Origin of the sequence: Chromobacterium haemolyticum (assembly GCF_009936155.1) — a bacterium.
GTDB classification, from domain to species: Bacteria; Pseudomonadota; Gammaproteobacteria; order Burkholderiales; family Chromobacteriaceae; genus Chromobacterium; species Chromobacterium haemolyticum.
On record NZ_AP019312.1, the window covers coordinates 2,374,487 to 2,390,105 of the forward strand.

Sequence of the window (15,619 nt, forward strand, 5' to 3'; positions counted from 1 at the left end):
ATGCAGTTAGGCAATCGCCCTCATGAATTGCTGCCATCGAGTCAATGGGGTCAACGCATCCATTCGGCCACACTCCTGCAATGCATCGTTGAATGCAACATAACGCAAAGACTCCAGTACTTCCCCGGGCAGCGCTTGAAGGGACCGAAGGTCGCGGTCCAACTCCTCCAATGTCAATTGGTCCATTCGGCCTCTGAGGCGGGCATATTGACCGGCAGCATCTGTAAACGCCCACGACTTTTCACCGGGGGAAAGAACGAAGTCCAAGGCAGAAACTGCAGCCAATGCTATCCCACAAGCTGCAGTCAAATTGGGGCTACCACTTACGGCACCAGCAAAGGCGCCACTTCCTCCAAACAGACTCAGGAAGTTGAAGAGCATGCGCAACCGACGGTTGAGCCGTTCATGCCGTATGGCAAGTCGCTGCCCTACCACAACATCGATACAGGCTTCGTAATGAGTTCTCGTGTCGGTGCGAATGCTCATAAATCACCTCTTATTATTTGCTTGGCGGCGGTGGTGGTGGGGCAGGTGATCTCATCGGTGGAGTCCAACCGCCTTTCCGTACTTGATCTGTTGTACTCATGTGCTCTCCTCGAAAGGTTAATTAAAAGGTGGGTTCCTTATTCTACCGGGGAAGGCGGGTATTCCGATAGCATTGCGGAGGGAGTGTGAAGCGACCATCCTTCCAGTTCTACCCGGCCGATTGGCTCGGAAATTCCAACCTCCGCCGCTGCACGCATGCAGAGAAGGGGGTGTGGATGGACGTCATGTGCCTGATGCACGACTCCGAGGAGTACGGCACCCTGCGATGGTCCCTGAAAGAGATCGCCCAGGCTGTAGGCTGCAAGGCTGCGGAACTGAAGGCACTAGTGAATAAGGGCGTGCTAAAGGGCAGCGATACCGAGCTCACCGAAGCCCTCACCTATATCCCTGTTTCCGGACGTCGCAAGGGTCCGACAGTGACGTTGATCGACATCACCAAAGGCCCTCTTTGGTACTCGTCGCGCATGGTCATTGATGAGTACAAACGGTGCGCAAGATCCGGCATCGAAGGCTCACCTAACCGTTCACCTAACCCCCCCTTTGGTGAAGACAATGGTGATGACATTGGTGCAGCACCAAACCCTTCACCCTCTCGTGCGGGCCCGCGCGCGGGCGGACGTCCATCTACATCTACATCTACATCTACTACTCAAGAACCTAAAGGTTCTTTCGTGAGTGACGCGCGTGCGCCCGAAAGCAGTCACTCCGGCATCCCGGTTCCTGACGACTTCCTTGCGGCGCGGGTAGACGTGGCGAAAGCACAGTCGCAAGGCCTGGATCTGGCGACCGAAGTCGCACGCTTCGTTGCTCACTACCAGGCCCGCCGTGAGACCCGCGCTGATCTGCAAGCCTGGGAGGCTCAATTCCGCAAGTGGATGCTGGACCAGCAGCAGTTCAACGCAGACCGGCAGCGTGTCACTGACGCCAAAGTGCTGGCTGTCCAGAACTCCACCACCAGCGCCAACGCTAAGCAGGCCGCCTTAGGCGCCGTGCTTAACCCTCCGCCACGGGGCCAATTCTCTGGCGAGCGGGAGATCAAGGGGGAGGTAATCCCAGATGAATTCTGACTTGACCCAGAGCGCAGCCGGCAGCATCCCCATGCGCTGGGTGGATGAAATTTTCCGGCGCTTGACGGGGAGATTTGGGGCGCCATTCACCGAGCGATTCCGCAGCGGGCAAATCGAGTTGGTCAATGGCGTCAACCAGGATGCCGGAGTCGAGGCCGCCAAGCAGGTTTGGGCAGAGGAAATTGATTTTGCACATGTCACGCCAGACCAAATCAAACGGGGGCTGCAGGCGCGCTACCAGTATCCACCTAGCTGCGACGAGTTCATCCGCGAATGCCTTGGAGGCAATGGGGCCGACCGAGATCCCGAAGCGATGTTCTACCGGGCCCAGGCCGAGATGGCCAAGCGTCGTGCCCGCCGGCCGCAGAACTGGCCTAGCTCGGCGCTGTTTTGGGCGGCGGCATCCCTCGGCAACGACCTGTTGCACAGCGACTACCGCAGCATGCGCGGGCGCTGGATGGCGGCGCTGGATTCGAACCGACACCACCTCGGCGACATTCCCGATGTCAGCGACGAGGAGGCGTTGCCGGCGCCGAAACTGAGCCAGCAGGATGTGCAGGTCCGAATTGCTGATGTGCAGCTTGCGGCCAAGCGTATGAAATTCCCCTGCGAGGACCGGGCGCGTTTGGAGTGGGCGTTCAAGATCGCCGACGAGACCGCTCGTGGTGTCTACCGCGGCGGGATGAGCTGCAAGCGCTTGGCCGCTGAGGCGATTCGTCAGTCGCGTCAGGCTGTGCCTGAGTCCTTGCAACCGTTTCTGGCGAGAACGAAGCCCATGGAGGATGAGATGTGACCGAATGGGCAAAAACCGACGACGATACGGAGAATTTCATGATCGAACCCGCCGCAGCATTGGCACAGTGGGGCAAGTGGGCGGTTGATCATGGCAGCCTGCGCAGCACCTGTTTTTCGATTGAGGGGCGGTATGCGCGGGACCCAGCACGCTATCGTCACGAGGAAGACGCAGAGACCGCCAGGCGCCATGCGGAAGTGCGGTATAGCCCATTGGTCGCGGAATTAGTGGAGCGCCTGGTAAACCGAATGCCGGCAAATGAGAAGCTGGCATTGCGCGCGCGGCACGTCCAGTACCGGCACCTTGCCGATGAGGATATTGCTCGCCGAGTGGCAATGAGCGCCCATGCGTTCGATGGCTTACTGCTACAGGCCACTGTGCGTTTTGGCCGGGCATGGCGCGAGCAGAGCAGGAAGGCGGCGTAGCATGAGACGGCCGCGCGGGCAGGGGCTGGCTTCGAAGATCTGTGACGTGCTGGCGGACGCGCCACGGCCAATGTTTCTGGGGGAGATCGAGGCGGCGTTGGAGTTTCAGTATTCGGCGGCGGAGATCATGTCGGTGTTGGTGAAACTGAAACGTGCCAAGAAAGTCGCTTCGGAAAGGTGGGAGAGGGTCGGCCCAGGCCGAAGAATGGCGAATGCCTACTGCCTTGAGCGAATGCCGATGGAGAGCGGTTGACCCTTGGTGGTGTGGGGAGGGTCCGTTGGAGGTAGTGCAGGGAGTTGGACGAATATTTCTTCAATTTCAAATATTGGAAGCTGATGCGAATTTTGTTTTCCGGGAGTGGCTAGGGTATTTAAAGTGCGCTAGGCAATTTTTAGTCGCTTGTTGTTATTGGTTGGCCTTATATATATGCAATAGATGCTCTTTTTCCTGGTTGCTCCAGTATTTGCTTTTTCGCAGTCCTTTTCGTATTGTATTACGTTTTGAAATGCCGTCATGGGTTGCCCAAAATTGCTGTATCCAATAGCTTGCCCACTGCAGTCTATCGTTTGGAGGCTCTTTGATGGCAATGCAACCCATATCATTAATTCCCTTGATAATGGCTGTTGCATTTTCTTCCTGTAGTGCCCATGCTAAGTATTGATTATTGATCAGGTACATCTCCGACTGTAAGCCCGGTAGGCAGCCACAGTATTTCCAAATATTAACTGATATATTGTAAAGATATTCTGTTGTTAAGGCGCACTCTTGTGGTAATTGCTGCCTAAGCTTGAACAGGTCAAAATATAGCTTCGTCAATCCTTCTAATTCTCCAATATAGGTGTAATGTAACATGCTCTCCAAAAAGAAGCCTTCCGCTTCCTTAGCATCGGATGTCAATAAGAGGGCTCGAGCAAGGTTGCCGTATACAACTCCTTTGTCCCTTGAGAAACCAGGTTCTTGCTGAAAATTTATAGTGGCTATTTTTAGGCAGTTTTTTGCCATTATGTGGTTGCCTTTCTCGAGAAAAATACGGCCGAGATTGCCTAATGCTTGTGCCTCACAATTCCTGTTTTTTTGTGTCTCAAAATTCGAAAATGCTTTGGTTGTCCAGTATTCTTGTTCTGCTAGGTATTTTGTGTTTTTTTCTTGCCCCATGTTGAAGTAACAATCTGCAATCAGCATTTGTGCATAACCTTGCAGCAAGGACGGCTCTGTATCACAAAGTTTTTCAAGCTCTACCCGAGCTTCATCGTAATTTTTTTGCGAGTGGAAATTATATCCGTGTATATAGCACTTTATTGGCTCGCTAAGTGCATTTAACAGTTGTTCGTAGGTTGCAACTATTTTTTTCTTTGAAAGCGCATCGTAAGCTTCATAGACACTATTTCGAAGTAGCAATAGCGGCAGCTGATGCTGTTCGTTCATGGTGGAAATCACTGGTGTGCCGCATGACTCCAAATTAAAGAAATTATGTATTCTTTTAGCAATCCAAAGATAATTCCTTGGAGTGTCCGAGTAAATTTGAAGCATGTCCTCAGAAATTTTGGCGAGTATGGTGGCCGCTTTTACATAGTTATGGCTGGAGAAAAAGTGGAATTCGGCCTCAAGGAAGTAGTGCAAACTTTGCAAATCGTTTTGCTGGGGTGCATCCTCGGCAATTTTCTCAAAACGCTTGGCAATATCTAAGTGAATTGTCGCTGAGTCCCCATTTGACATGTCTGGCCAATTGGTGCTTGAGACATGAAATCGATCGCCTTGCTGTATTAAATATCCTTTGGATTCAAGGCTATTTATCAATAATTGTACTCGATCATTTTTTTTATTCGCTAAGGCGGAAATGGTTAGACATGTTTCACCAAATCGCAGCATGGCAATTCGTTCCAGTAATTGACGCTCATCTTCATTCAAGTTGTCACTTACGCTGGTATTTATTTCGAGCGCTTTGCTTTTTATTACTTGCATTCCAATGTGGTGAGCTTGAATTGTAATGCCTCTATTAAGGAGGACGGTTACTTCTTTGTCATGGCGTTGACATGTGCCAAGAGGAAAGTAAGCAATGCCATTAGATGACTTTGCTTTTGCATAAATTTCCGTCAGCACTTTTCTCAGGAATTTTTCTGAAGGGGTGGAACGTTCCATAAAAACGACATTGCCCTTTTGTGCTATATTTTGAATGGCGTAAATTCTGGAAATTTCATCACAAAAATAAGGATCAGCTTCACTAATGTTTGCGAAAACCAGAATGGCAGATTTGCAAAAAATTTCTTGTACAAGAGGTAAGTAGTACTTGCCTGCTGTGGTGATTCCACATCCAGCAGCAAAACGCAAAATAGCGATGTTAAGATCTTTAAATGCTGGTTGGTTTCTAGAAAAACGATAATCGAAGTAGAAAATCGGCCGGTGTTTATGGCGTGACGATTTGATAATGGAACTGAAAGCAACTGGCCATTGACCAACTAACCAAATTGCTTCTGTGGTCGCAAGAGCTCTTTTAAGGTTGTTGGATTCGGATCGTGACGTCAGGGTTGTACTTCCCTTCGGTTTTTCCCTATTGAGTGCTGGAATGTGGTGGGGGGCATTGACAAACATCGGAGGCAGTCCAATCGACAGCGGCATATTTTGGTCTAACCTAAGCCCAAAGTGCGGTTGACATGCGTCGACAGAAAGATTTTCACAAAGAGTGTCAAAAAACTCACTTGCTTTACAATTGATGTAGTGACATGTTTTGCCGGAATCGCTAGCTTCTGCAAACAATTTGGCTATAGGATCATTTTGGCATTCGTAGTTTACCCACCACAGCCCGCCGTTCAGGCAGTCTGATGTTTGTATGGCCATTTTAAAAGTCTCCATTATGGTATTATCCCAACCTCCATAGCCTATGACAATTAGGCCCTTATTTGTCCACTGACTCAGCAGTTTCTTTTGCATGTCAATGTGCATTTTTTCTGTTAACTCTTTCGGGACATTGGCAATAGACGGAAGCATGAAGTCGCCGTGAAGCTTTAGAAGTGTTGGATGTTTTCCCCTTAACTCTTCCCCGCCAAACTCCACATCATTCAGAAAAAGCGACGGTTGCTTGGTGCAGCATGACATCATGGCAATTTCAATCAAACGATCAAAATTGGTTGTGTAGATGGTGTCAATTTTGCCTTTATCAGCTAACTCGGCAATCTGGTAATGGTGTTTTGACGGTGTCTTTCCCGCGCAAAGTTCCTCGAAAAAACTGCGTCGATCACTTGGGTTGTTAAAAGCGCTTTCCATTACATCATGGAAAGTACTCCCTATTTGGCTGCCATATTTGTCTTTGAGTAGATTGATTATTTCATTGCTGACTGGAACTGTTGGATATGAACAACCAGCCCCAAGAAACAACGCATACCGACCATTTTGCTTGATCAAATCAGCAAGTTTAAAAATGGATTCCATGTTGAAGGCGTTGCCAATTTTTTACAGGGGTTGTCATATAAGCCAAGCTCTTGGAAAGAAAATGCCGGCTGTGAATCACCATCCTTGGTTCATAGCACAGTACGCAACAATTTTTCTATGCTGAAATATCACTTTGAGCAGCACCCTAAACGGATTTTAGGTTAGCCCAGCCTGCAACATCAGGAAGCTTGGCCTCTACCGCGCCAGAATTACCTGGGCTTCACGTTGAGCGACCTGGCCATTTTTGTTCTCGACTGGCTGCAAAGTAGAGCTGCGCCGCCGCCACGTGCAAGCCGGATTGAACCAGCGGTCACTACTTAGTGACGGCGGCTATAACGATGGGGAACACGATCTATCTGAAATGGCCACGTAAGTGCTGCACTCCGCCAGCAGCGGGGCTTGACAACAAGTTGCAGCAATATTTGTCGTCGTTGGGCTGGGAGCCGCCTGGCCGGTGATTATGTTTGGTGGTAGAGCCGGAAATTTGAGGATGGATAGTTACGCTGTTACGCGTCAATGGGAAGGCTTTGCATATGAGTTTTATGAGTTATGTGGCTATCCCATGTTGAGTGAAGATACTTATGGATTATTGAGCCTCTTTCTGCTTTATAATCAAAACTCGCCTAGTGGCGCATTACCAACGCTTCATCCGACGTTGGCTGCTCGCAAGAGTAGCGAAATCGGATGACCTAATTGCAATAAAAAGCCCCCGAAAGGGGGCTTTTTGCTATCAATAGCAGGAGGAGGGCAGCTTCTCAGTCGGATGGGCCGCCGACAACACGCCCGTGGTCGGCGCTTTTTTTTGATCCGCCGTAAGTGCATGGCCGCTTTGAGTTGGTAAAATATGCCAATCAAATCATCAAGGGGGTGGCTGTGGAGTACATCGACTACGTCAACCAAGCATCCAAGCTGATCTCGCCCCTCACCGCGATCTTCCTGGGCGCGCTGCCGATTGCGGCCATTTTGTACGTGGTGCTGCGCACCCAGTCCTACCATGTCCCCTTGACGCTGCTATGGCGTATCGTGGGCGGTAAGAAGGAAATCAACGACAAACTGCTGGCGGACTTTCTGGATGAAAGAAACGCCATCATGAAGTTCCGCACCCTGACCGGGCTTAAGATACGCACCAAGCAAGAGATGCTGGCGCTGATCCAATGGGCGGCCAAGCATGATGAGGATATAGACGACGTCAAACGCTGCGGGCATTACTTCAAGCTTAGCGAACCCGGCAATATCACCTCGCCCAACAGACTCGGCACCATCGCCCAGCTGCTGGCGGTTTTCGCGCTGGGCATCGTCACTGCCGGCATGGTTGCCAGCACTGGCATAGACGATGGGCTTTACACCACCACGAAAAGCAAGACCTGGTTCTTTGCCAGCAGCCAAAAAACCATTACCAGCTTATGGGGCAAGAACAAAATCAGTGAAAGCGACTGCGCCAAGCCAATACTCTCTGCCACGGGTTTCGCCCCTGGCGATGCCCAGATTTTTTGCAAATTCTTCAAGCAGGCCAACTACCCCAAAGTCATCAGCGGCGCCGTATCAGAGCAACGCATGCTCTTGTTATTCCTAAGTGCCTACATCGGCTGCTTTCTGCTCCTAGCTGTGTGGCGCTTACACCGCCGCATCAGCGCAAAGGAGATGATTGATCGTCAAAAATCACGCCAAGCGAAGCAGGAAGAAAGAGATCAGCTCACAATTGAACCTCTCCCTGCTGCAGCGGAGATGACGGCCCCGTCCCCGGCAAGCTATAAGCAAGCAGACCCTATTGCCAGCGAATGAACGGCCTGACAGCAAATACAAAAACGCCGCTCCCCCAAGGTGAACGGCGTTTTTCCTAAAACCGGCTCGGCTCAAGCCAAACGCCGCGCCAACTCCTCGCCTATCCGCCGCATCGGCTCCGGGTCGCTCATGCCGAAGTGGTCGCAGTCCAGCTCCACGCACTCCAGCTTGCCGCCGAGGAAGGGCTGCCAATCTTCCGGCTTGGGCGCGTCTTCCGGGTGGACGCCGGCGCGGAACAGCAGCAAGTCGCCGTCGTAACGCGGGGTTTGGCTGTCGCGGAACAATTGCATGCCGTGCAGCGAGGCCTCGCCCAGCCGCTCCAGCGCGGCGCGGCCCAGCGGCGCCAGCGGGCTGCCGGGGCGCAGCAGGCGCTGGTAGATCGCCTCATTGTCCAGCGGCTGGCCGTTTTCGTCGGCGTCCACTTCGCCGTTGACGCTGAGCACCGTCACCAGCGCGTCGTGCAGCGTCGGCTGCGGCCGGCCCTGCCAGCTGGCGGTCGGATAGCTGTCCATCATCGCCGCCAGTTCCACGGTTTCGCCGGCGGCGCGCAGCTGCGCCGCCATCGCCTGCGCCAGCCCGCCGCCCAGCGACCAGCCCAGCAGCCGGTACGGCCCTTGCGGCTGGACCTCGCGCACGCGGGCCACGTAGTCCGCCACCATCGCGTCGAAGCTGGCCGGCTTGTCGCCGGTGATGCCGGTGGCCTGCAGGCCGTAGATGGCCACGCCGGGCAGGTGCTTGGCCAGGCCCAGATAGCACCAGGACAGGCCTTCCGCCGGGTGCAGGCAGAACAGCGCCGGCAGCGCGCCGGGCTGGATGGTCAGCAGCGGCGCGAACTCCTGGCCTTCGCTGGCCGACGGCGGCCGGTGCGCGGCGGGAGCGCTCAGCGCCTGCGCCAGCGCCGCCACCGTGCTGTGGCTGAACAGCGCGGACACCGCCACTTCGCGGTTCAGACGCTGCGCCAGCCGGTTGGCCACCTGGATGGCCTGCAGCGATTTGCCGCCCAGTTCAAAGAAGTTGGCGTGGCGGCTGGGCGGGGTCACGCCTAGCACCTGCTGCCACACCTCCATCACCTGGCGTTCCAGCGGGCTGGCGTCCTCCGCGGCGGCCGGCGCTTGCGCTTCGATGCCGGCGGCCAGCTGCTTGCGGTCTATCTTGCCGTTGACGTTGCGCGGCAGGCTGTCCAGCCAGCGCCAGTGATCCGGGATCGCCGCCGCCGGCAGCACCTCGGCCAGGCGCGAGCGCAGCGTCGCCGGCTCGGTCTCGCCGCCGCTGAGGAAGGCGGCCAGGGTATAGCCGCCGCCGGCCAGCGGCAGGCCCACCACCGCCGCTTCGCGCACCTCCGGGCAAGCCAGCAGCGCGTTTTCGATTTCGGCCGGGTCGATGCGCAGGCCGCTGATCTTCATTTCATGGTCCAGCCGACCCAGGAAGCGCAGCTGACCGTCGCTCAGACGCGCGCGGTCGCCGGTGCGGTAGGCGCGCGGCGCGCCGGGCAAGGCGTCCAGCGTGACGAAGCGGCGTGCGGTCAGTTCTTCACGGCCCAGGTAGCCGATGGCCAGCGCCTCGCCCAGCAGGCACAGCTCGCCGTCCTCGCCCTGCGCCACCGGCTGCAGGCGCTCGTCCACAATGGCGGCGCGCACGCCGGGGCGCGGCAGGCCGATGGGCACGCTGTCGCCGCCGTCCCACACCGCGCCGGGGCCGGACAGGATGGCGCTGGTGGCGATGATGGAGGCCTCGGTGGGCCCATAGCTGTTGAGCAGCACGCTATTGGGCAACAGGGCCTGCCAGCGGCCGGCGCGTTCCGGCAGCGCGGCTTCGCCGCCGATGATGGTCAGCCGCACGCTGGCCAGCTGCGCGGCCAGTTCCGGCTGCAAGGCGAAGGCTAACTCGTGCCAGAAGGCGGTGGGCAGGTCCAGCACGCTGATGCGCTGGCGCGCCACCGCGGCGGCGAAGGCCGGCATCGATTCCAGCATCGCGTCGGTGCGCAGCACCAGGGTGCCGCCGTGGCACAGCGCCAGGAAGATTTCCTCGATGCTGGCGTCAAAATGCAACGGCGCGAATTGCAGGATGCGTTCGTCCGCGCCGATGCGGTAAAGCTGGCCGGCGCTGCTGACAAACTGGGCCAGCGCGCCGTGGCTGACCAGCACGCCGTTGGGCTTGCCGGTAGAGCCGGAGGTGTACAGCACATAGGCGGCCTGGCCGGCTTCCGGCGCCGGGTCCGCGGCGGCCAGCGCGTCCTGTTGCGGCGGCAGGTCCAGGCATAGCGCCGGCACCTCGCCCACTAGCGGACGCCAGGCGCTCAAAGTGACGGCCAGCCGCGGCCGCGCGTCGTCCAGCACCATGGCCAGCCGCGTCGGTGGGCCGTGCGGGTCCAGCGGCACATAGCAACCGCCGGCCCATAGCGTGGCCAGGATGGCGACGATGGCATCCGGGCTGCGCGGCAGCACAATGGCCACCCGCTCCTCCGCCTGCAGGCCGGCGGCTTGGAGACGGCCGGCCAGTTGCAGCACGCGCTGCAACAGCTCGCGGTAGGACAGGCGCTCGCCGTCCTGCTCCAGCGCCGTCGCGTCCGGCCGCGCGGCGGCGGCGGCGCGGATCAGGCTCAGCACCTCCCGCGGCGCGCGCTCCAGCGCCGGGCCGTCCAGCACGCTCAGCGGCGGCAGCTCCGGCAACAGCTCGCTCAGCGCGGCTTCCGGCGCGCGGCTGGCCCAGGCGTCCAGCCAGGCCAGCAAATCATCGCGCAAACCGTCCAGCTCCGCCTGCGGGTAAGCGTTGGGGTTGGCCTCCAGGCACAGCCGCCACTCGGTGTTCAACAGACTGAAATTGATCGACACATCCTCCACCGGGCCGGAGCCCAGCGGCAACACCCGGCTGTCCAGGCCGGCGAACGGCGCGCGGCGGTCGAAAGGCATCAGGTTCACCACCGCGCCAAACAAGCGCTGCTGGCCGCCGACGCGCGCCAAATCGCCGCGCAGCTGCTCGTAGCGGTAGCGTTGATGCGGCCGGATCGCGCGCAGGCTGTCCGCCAGCTGGCGGCTCAGTTCCGCCGCGCCCAGCTGTTCGTCCAGCCGCAGGCTCAGCGGCGCGATATTCATCGCCATGCACGGCACCGCCAGCGCCGGCGTGCCCAGACGGTTCATCACCGGCAGGCCCAGGGTCAGCGCGCGGCGGCCGCTGCGCTTGGCCAGCCAGGCGCCCACCGCCGCCAGCAGCCAAGCGCCCCAATCCACGCCGTGCTGTTTGGCCGAAGCCTGCCAGGCGGCGATCTGCGCCGGGCTCAGCCATTGCTCGGCCTTGTTCACCCCATCCGCCAGCAAGGCGGCGGGCGCCAGCGTGCTGGCCGCCGGCTGCCGGCCCTGGCGTTGCAGCCAGAAGTCGCGGTCCTGCGCGCAGGCCTCGCTGGCCTGGTAGTCGTGATCGGCGGCGACGATCTTGTCCAGCGACCAATCCGCCAACGGCGGCAAGGCCTGCTGTTTGACGCGGGCGCTGTAGCGCGCCGCCAGCGCCTGGCTCAGCAGGCCGTAGGCGAAACCGTCCAGCGCGATATGGTGGGTTTGCAGATACCACCAGTGCCGCTCCGGCCCCAGCTTCAGCACCGCGCCCAGATAGAGCGCGTCCCGCGCCGGATCGCATGGCCGCGTCAGCGTCTGGGCCACCCAGGCCCGCGCCGCCGTTTCCGGATCCGCCTCCGCGCTGAAGTCCAGGCAGGGAATTTCCGCCTGCGCGGCCACCGGCTGCTGCCACAGCTGGTTGCCGTCAAACTCGAAGCGCATGTTCAGCGCCGCGCAATTGGCCAACACCTCGGCGGCGCTGTCGCGCAAGGCGTCCAGATCCAGCGCGCCGCGCAGCTCGGTGGCTTCGGCGGTGTGGTAACTCGGGTTGTCCGGGGAGAGTTGCTGCCCCATCCAGATGCCGTGCTGCGCGGCGCTGACGGGGAGGCGAGAAGCGGTCAAAGTCATAAGAAGGCGTGCCGTTGCGGTTCCATGCCAGCGCGTATGATGCGTGGGCAGATCAAGTAAGAGCCGCAATCTTACACCACAAATAGTAATGATTATCAATACTGGTTAGTATTTTCGTCATTTTTCTTCACGCCTGACGGCCCAGCGACTGCCGCGAGGAAGAGACCATGTAGCCGCTATGGCGGTAAAGCCGGCCAGGTTTTCAAATTGTTGTAGTTCGGCATATATGAAATTGGGCAGGCCATATTTCAATAAACACAAGGCTTTAGTATATTGACGACGTGGTGCCGAAGTTGCGCGCTACAAAATCAATAACAAGAAGAGCAGGCAAGGTTGTGGCAATCGAACTTCGATGCAAAAACTGTTCGCGCAAGCTTGCAGAAGGCATCTACACGTATTTGTCGATAAAATGCCCACGCTGCAAGAAAATCAACACCTGGAGGGCCTAGAGCCCCTATCCAGAGCGTCCATGAGCGCCGGTCATCAAGGTGCTCATGGATGTCTCAGCAACACCAACTGTCGGAAGCTTGTTTGCCGGAATCGGCGGATTTGATCTCGGATTCGAACGCGCAGGATTCAGAACGGCCTGGCAAGTCGAAATCGACCCCATCTGCAGGGCAGTGCTTGCCGAAAGATTCCCCCACGCTAAACAGTATGAAGATGTCCGCTCTGTCGGCGCCGGCCTTGAGCGGGTTGACGTCATCGTCGGAGGCTTCCCATGCCAGGACCTCTCGACGATGGGCAAGCGACGCGGGCTGGAAGGCGAGCGTTCAGGATTGTTCTACGAAGTCATCCGCATCGTTTCCGCGCTTCAGCCTCGCTGGCTGGTCCTTGAAAACGTCACGGGGCTGTTGTCATGCGGACATGGCCGAGACTTCCAGGCGGTTATTTCAGCGCTTGCCGAATGCGGGTATGTGGGATTTTGGAGGGTGCTTAATGCTCAATATTTCGGAATCCCCACGAGTCGCCGCAGGGTATTCATTGTCGCCGGTTTTCACGAGCATCCCCCCATGGAGCTGTTGGCTGACGCCGCGCCAATGGGAGCTATTTCTGGCGCGGAGGGCGCGCCATGTGGGGAGGCCCCTTTTCCTACCTTACTTGCCGGCTCTTCCGCCAGCCAGATCGATATCCAGGGTTCCAGTCTCATCGCTCAGTCCAACGGATGGCGTGAGATGGCTGAGCGGGCCAGAGCGTCTGACGATCATGGGCTTTGCCTCGGATTGGATGCGACCAACTTTACAGAGGCTCATGCTGCCGGCAACGCCGTTGCCCCGCAAGTCGCGGCGTGGATCGCGGGGCACTTGATTAAGACTATGGAGTAGGGCTGAAGCTTGGGTGGCACAGCAAGAAGTTGAGCTACAAGCCAAAGATTTAGCAAGCACTATGCATAGGCCCGCGGAAGCGGGCCTTTATTTTGATGGGGTGTCCATGGCTGTTTGTGGTGCAAAAACCCGGACAGGCGGGGCATGTCAGCGCAGACCCTTGAGGGGTAAAAAGCGGTGTGCTTTGCACGGCGGCAAAAGCACCGGTCCTAGGGACAGCACGGGTAATCGCAATGCCGCGAAGCCCGGCAGCCTGTACAGCAAATTTTTATCGGAAGAAGAAACGCAACTGGCGCAGAGCCTTGAGCTGGGCCAGGTTGACGAGGAGCTGAGGCTGACGCGGATCCGGTTGCTGCGCGCTTTGGCGCGCGAGCAAGATCTCGGCGATACGCTGGAGCTCTACGAGACCATCGAGCGCACCGGCGGCGGCGAAAACGCGCCGGGCGACGAGAGAAAGTGTCGGGTTCAGGATTACGCTCTGCTGATAGATCGGCTCACTTCGCGAATTGAGTCCCTGGAGTCGCGCCGGCAATCCTTGCTGCTGGGCGAGGTGGATCTGGCGCTGAAGCGTTTTGAACTGGAGCGGCGGCGCAAGGAGCACGAAAAACTGGGTGGCAGCATGACGCACAATATTGTGCCGGTGCCGACCGCGGACAGCGTTGAGGGCTGGGAGGCTGTCGCCGAGCGACATCAGAACAAGGTGTTAGGGCGATGAGGGCGCACGCGGAATACAAGGCGGTCTGGCGGCCCTTGCCGGGCTCGCAGTCCTTGGCCTTGTCCTGCCCATGCAATGAGATTCTGTTCGAAGGCACGCGTGGCCCGGGCAAGACGGCCGCGCAACTGATGAAGTTCCGCCAGCGGGTGGGGCTGGGTTACGGCAGCTTCTGGCGAGGGGTGATCTTTGATGTCGAGTACAAGAATCTGGCCGACATCATCATCCAGTCGAACCGGATGTATAAGCTCTTCAACGATGGCGCCCGCTTTCTGCGCTCGCCTTCCGAGTTGCGCTGGGTTTGGCCGACGGGCGAGGAACTGTTGTTCAGGTTTGGCAACGATGCGGATGATTATTGGGCCTTCCATGGCCAGGAATTGCCCTTCATCGGATTTAACGAGCTGACCAAGCAAAAGAGCATGGATTTCTACGATGCGATGATGTCTTGCCGGCGCAGCTCTTTCAAACCGGAGAACTACCCGCTGGCCGATGGGTCTTTGCTGCCGTCCATCCCCTTGGAAACGATCAGCACGACCAATCCTTTCGGCGTGGGCCATGCCTGGGTGAAGCGGCGCTTCATCGAACCAATGCCGCGCGGCCGGGTGTTGAGGACCAGCCAGGTCGTTTACAACCCTCAGACCCGTGTGGAAGAGGAAATCACGCTGACGCGGGTGGCCATTCACGGCAGCTTCAAGGAGAACCCCTATCTGGATCCGGTGTACATCGCCACGCTGATGAACATCAAGGATCCGAACAAGCGCAAGGCGTGGGTTGAGGGTTCCTGGGACGTCACCAGCGGCGGGCGCTTCGATCACCTGTGGCGTGAGGAGGTGCATGTGGTGCGGCCATTCGACATTCCGTCCGGCTGGAAGGTGGACCGCAGCCACGACTGGGGCGAGAGCAAGCCGTTTTCGAATCTTTGGTGGGCGGAGTCGAATGGCGAGGAGTTTGAGTGGGCTGGACGAACCTTACGCTATCCGAAAGGCAGCTTGTTCCTGGTTGGCGAGTGGTATGGCTGCGATCCGGACCAGCTCAATGTCGGTTTGAACATGAGTTCCACGGATGTGGCCAAGGGGGTGAAATGGGTGGACCAACATCTCGCCGGCGTAAAGGGCGAACGGCCTGCGAGCATCGAAAAAGGGCAGTTGAACGTGCGGCCCGGCATCTGCGCGCGGGTGGCCCCCGGGCCCGCGGACTCCATGATCAAGAACAGCGGCGACCACGAGCTGAGTATCGCCGACAAGATGGCGCGGCAGGGAGTGCGCTGGACGGATTCGGACAAGCGGCCTGGCTCCCGAGTCAATGGCGCCGCCGTTTTCTGCGACATGCTGGAGGCGGCCTTGTATGCCGACGACAAAGAGTCCGGCTTGCCGGAAGAGCCGGCGTTCTATGTGTTTGATTACTGCCGCGGCTGGATCAGCCGGATCCCGATCTTGCCTCGCGACAAGGACAACCCGGACGATGTGGACTCGGATGCGGAGGACCACGATTGGGATGGAACCCGATATCGGGTGCTAAGCAAGAGAGTGACGGTCAAGCGCCAGCCACTCAAATACTGACCCGCCACGGCGGGTTTTTTCATAGCAGGA

At 57.7% G+C, this 15,619-nt stretch carries 13 protein-coding genes; 10 read left to right on the forward strand and 3 right to left on the reverse strand.

The genetic code is table 11. The annotated features are described in order from the left end of the window. Positions 1-6: 6 nt before the first annotated feature. A complete protein-coding gene (locus GYH29_RS10760; protein ID WP_161523698.1) occupies positions 7-486 on the reverse strand; it encodes a hypothetical protein in 480 nt (159 codons plus the stop codon). A 275-nt stretch (positions 487-761) separates the two neighbouring features. Between GYH29_RS10760 and GYH29_RS10765 the strand changes: the two genes are divergently transcribed. Genes GYH29_RS10765 through GYH29_RS10780 form a run of 4 tightly spaced genes read left to right on the forward strand, consistent with a single transcriptional unit; the run spans position 762 to position 3,084 of the window. Beyond that, complete coding sequence (locus GYH29_RS10765) at positions 762-1,613, forward strand: hypothetical protein (RefSeq protein WP_161523699.1); 852 nt, start codon at positions 762-764, stop codon at positions 1,611-1,613. Next, on the forward strand, positions 1,603-2,406 hold the full coding sequence (locus GYH29_RS10770; protein WP_161523700.1) for a hypothetical protein: 804 nt from the start codon (positions 1,603-1,605) through the stop codon (positions 2,404-2,406). The genes GYH29_RS10765 and GYH29_RS10770 overlap by 11 nt, the downstream gene beginning before the upstream one ends. Then, positions 2,403-2,831, forward strand: a complete 429-nt coding sequence (locus GYH29_RS10775) for an NAD-glutamate dehydrogenase (RefSeq protein ID WP_161523701.1) — start codon at positions 2,403-2,405, stop codon at positions 2,829-2,831. Before GYH29_RS10770 ends, GYH29_RS10775 begins: the two co-directional genes overlap by 4 nt. A gap of 1 nt (position 2,832) precedes the next feature. Then, positions 2,833-3,084 (forward strand): hypothetical protein, encoded by a 252-nt coding sequence (locus tag GYH29_RS10780; RefSeq protein WP_161523702.1) that lies wholly within the window; start codon positions 2,833-2,835, stop codon positions 3,082-3,084. Between the two features lie 153 nt (positions 3,085-3,237). On the opposite strand, the gene GYH29_RS10785 is transcribed toward GYH29_RS10780, so the two are convergent. Then, positions 3,238-6,258, reverse strand: a complete 3,021-nt coding sequence (locus tag GYH29_RS10785) for an SIR2 family protein (RefSeq protein ID WP_161523703.1) — start codon at positions 6,256-6,258, stop codon at positions 3,238-3,240. A gap of 490 nt (positions 6,259-6,748) precedes the next feature. Here GYH29_RS10785 and GYH29_RS10790 point away from each other — a divergent pair, with 490 nt between their 5' ends. Both GYH29_RS10790 and GYH29_RS10795 read left to right on the forward strand, forming a co-directional pair. Then, on the forward strand, positions 6,749-6,946 hold the full coding sequence (locus tag GYH29_RS10790; RefSeq protein ID WP_161523704.1) for a hypothetical protein: 198 nt from the start codon (positions 6,749-6,751) through the stop codon (positions 6,944-6,946). A gap of 185 nt (positions 6,947-7,131) precedes the next feature. Beyond that, the gene (locus tag GYH29_RS10795; protein WP_161523705.1) at positions 7,132-8,040 is read left to right on the forward strand and encodes a DUF6216 family protein; all 909 of its coding nucleotides are present in this window, start codon (positions 7,132-7,134) and stop codon (positions 8,038-8,040) included. Between the two features lie 71 nt (positions 8,041-8,111). On the opposite strand, the gene GYH29_RS10800 is transcribed toward GYH29_RS10795, so the two are convergent. Then, on the reverse strand, positions 8,112-11,996 hold the full coding sequence (locus tag GYH29_RS10800) for a non-ribosomal peptide synthetase (RefSeq protein WP_161523706.1): 3,885 nt from the start codon (positions 11,994-11,996) through the stop codon (positions 8,112-8,114). 335 nt (positions 11,997-12,331) lie between these two features. Between GYH29_RS10800 and GYH29_RS10805 the strand changes: the two genes are divergently transcribed. The 4 genes from GYH29_RS10805 to GYH29_RS10815 all read left to right on the forward strand — a co-directional run bounded on the left by GYH29_RS10805 (position 12,332) and on the right by GYH29_RS10815 (position 15,589). Further along, positions 12,332-12,445, forward strand: coding sequence for a Com family DNA-binding transcriptional regulator (locus GYH29_RS10805; protein WP_198001697.1), 114 nt, complete (start codon positions 12,332-12,334; stop codon positions 12,443-12,445). Between the two features lie 45 nt (positions 12,446-12,490). After that, the gene (locus GYH29_RS10810) at positions 12,491-13,318 is read left to right on the forward strand and encodes a DNA cytosine methyltransferase (protein WP_161523707.1); all 828 of its coding nucleotides are present in this window, start codon (positions 12,491-12,493) and stop codon (positions 13,316-13,318) included. A 106-nt stretch (positions 13,319-13,424) separates the two neighbouring features. Further along, a complete protein-coding gene (locus GYH29_RS24555) occupies positions 13,425-14,033 on the forward strand; it encodes an HGGxSTG domain-containing protein (RefSeq protein ID WP_269473810.1) in 609 nt (202 codons plus the stop codon). Next, positions 14,030-15,589 carry a terminase gene (locus tag GYH29_RS10815; RefSeq protein WP_161523708.1) on the forward strand — a complete coding sequence of 520 codons (1,560 nt, stop codon included), beginning with the start codon at positions 14,030-14,032 and terminating at the stop codon, positions 15,587-15,589. Before GYH29_RS24555 ends, GYH29_RS10815 begins: the two co-directional genes overlap by 4 nt. Positions 15,590-15,619: the final 30 nt, after the last annotated feature.

Coding starts and splice junctions, on each gene's coding strand:
- GYH29_RS10760 (WP_161523698.1), bottom strand. CDS start 486: ATGAGCATTCGCACCGACACGAGAACTCATTACGAAGCCTGTATCGAT.
- GYH29_RS10765 (WP_161523699.1), top strand. CDS start 762: ATGGACGTCATGTGCCTGATGCACGACTCCGAGGAGTACGGCACCCTG.
- GYH29_RS10770 (WP_161523700.1), top strand. CDS start 1,603: ATGAATTCTGACTTGACCCAGAGCGCAGCCGGCAGCATCCCCATGCGC.
- GYH29_RS10780 (WP_161523702.1), top strand. CDS start 2,833: ATGAGACGGCCGCGCGGGCAGGGGCTGGCTTCGAAGATCTGTGACGTG.
- GYH29_RS10785 (WP_161523703.1), bottom strand. CDS start 6,258: ATGGAATCCATTTTTAAACTTGCTGATTTGATCAAGCAAAATGGTCGG.
- GYH29_RS10790 (WP_161523704.1), top strand. CDS start 6,749: ATGGATAGTTACGCTGTTACGCGTCAATGGGAAGGCTTTGCATATGAG.
- GYH29_RS10800 (WP_161523706.1), bottom strand. CDS start 11,996: ATGACTTTGACCGCTTCTCGCCTCCCCGTCAGCGCCGCGCAGCACGGC.
- GYH29_RS10810 (WP_161523707.1), top strand. CDS start 12,491: ATGGATGTCTCAGCAACACCAACTGTCGGAAGCTTGTTTGCCGGAATC.
- GYH29_RS24555 (WP_269473810.1), top strand. CDS start 13,425: ATGGCTGTTTGTGGTGCAAAAACCCGGACAGGCGGGGCATGTCAGCGC.
- GYH29_RS10815 (WP_161523708.1), top strand. CDS start 14,030: ATGAGGGCGCACGCGGAATACAAGGCGGTCTGGCGGCCCTTGCCGGGC.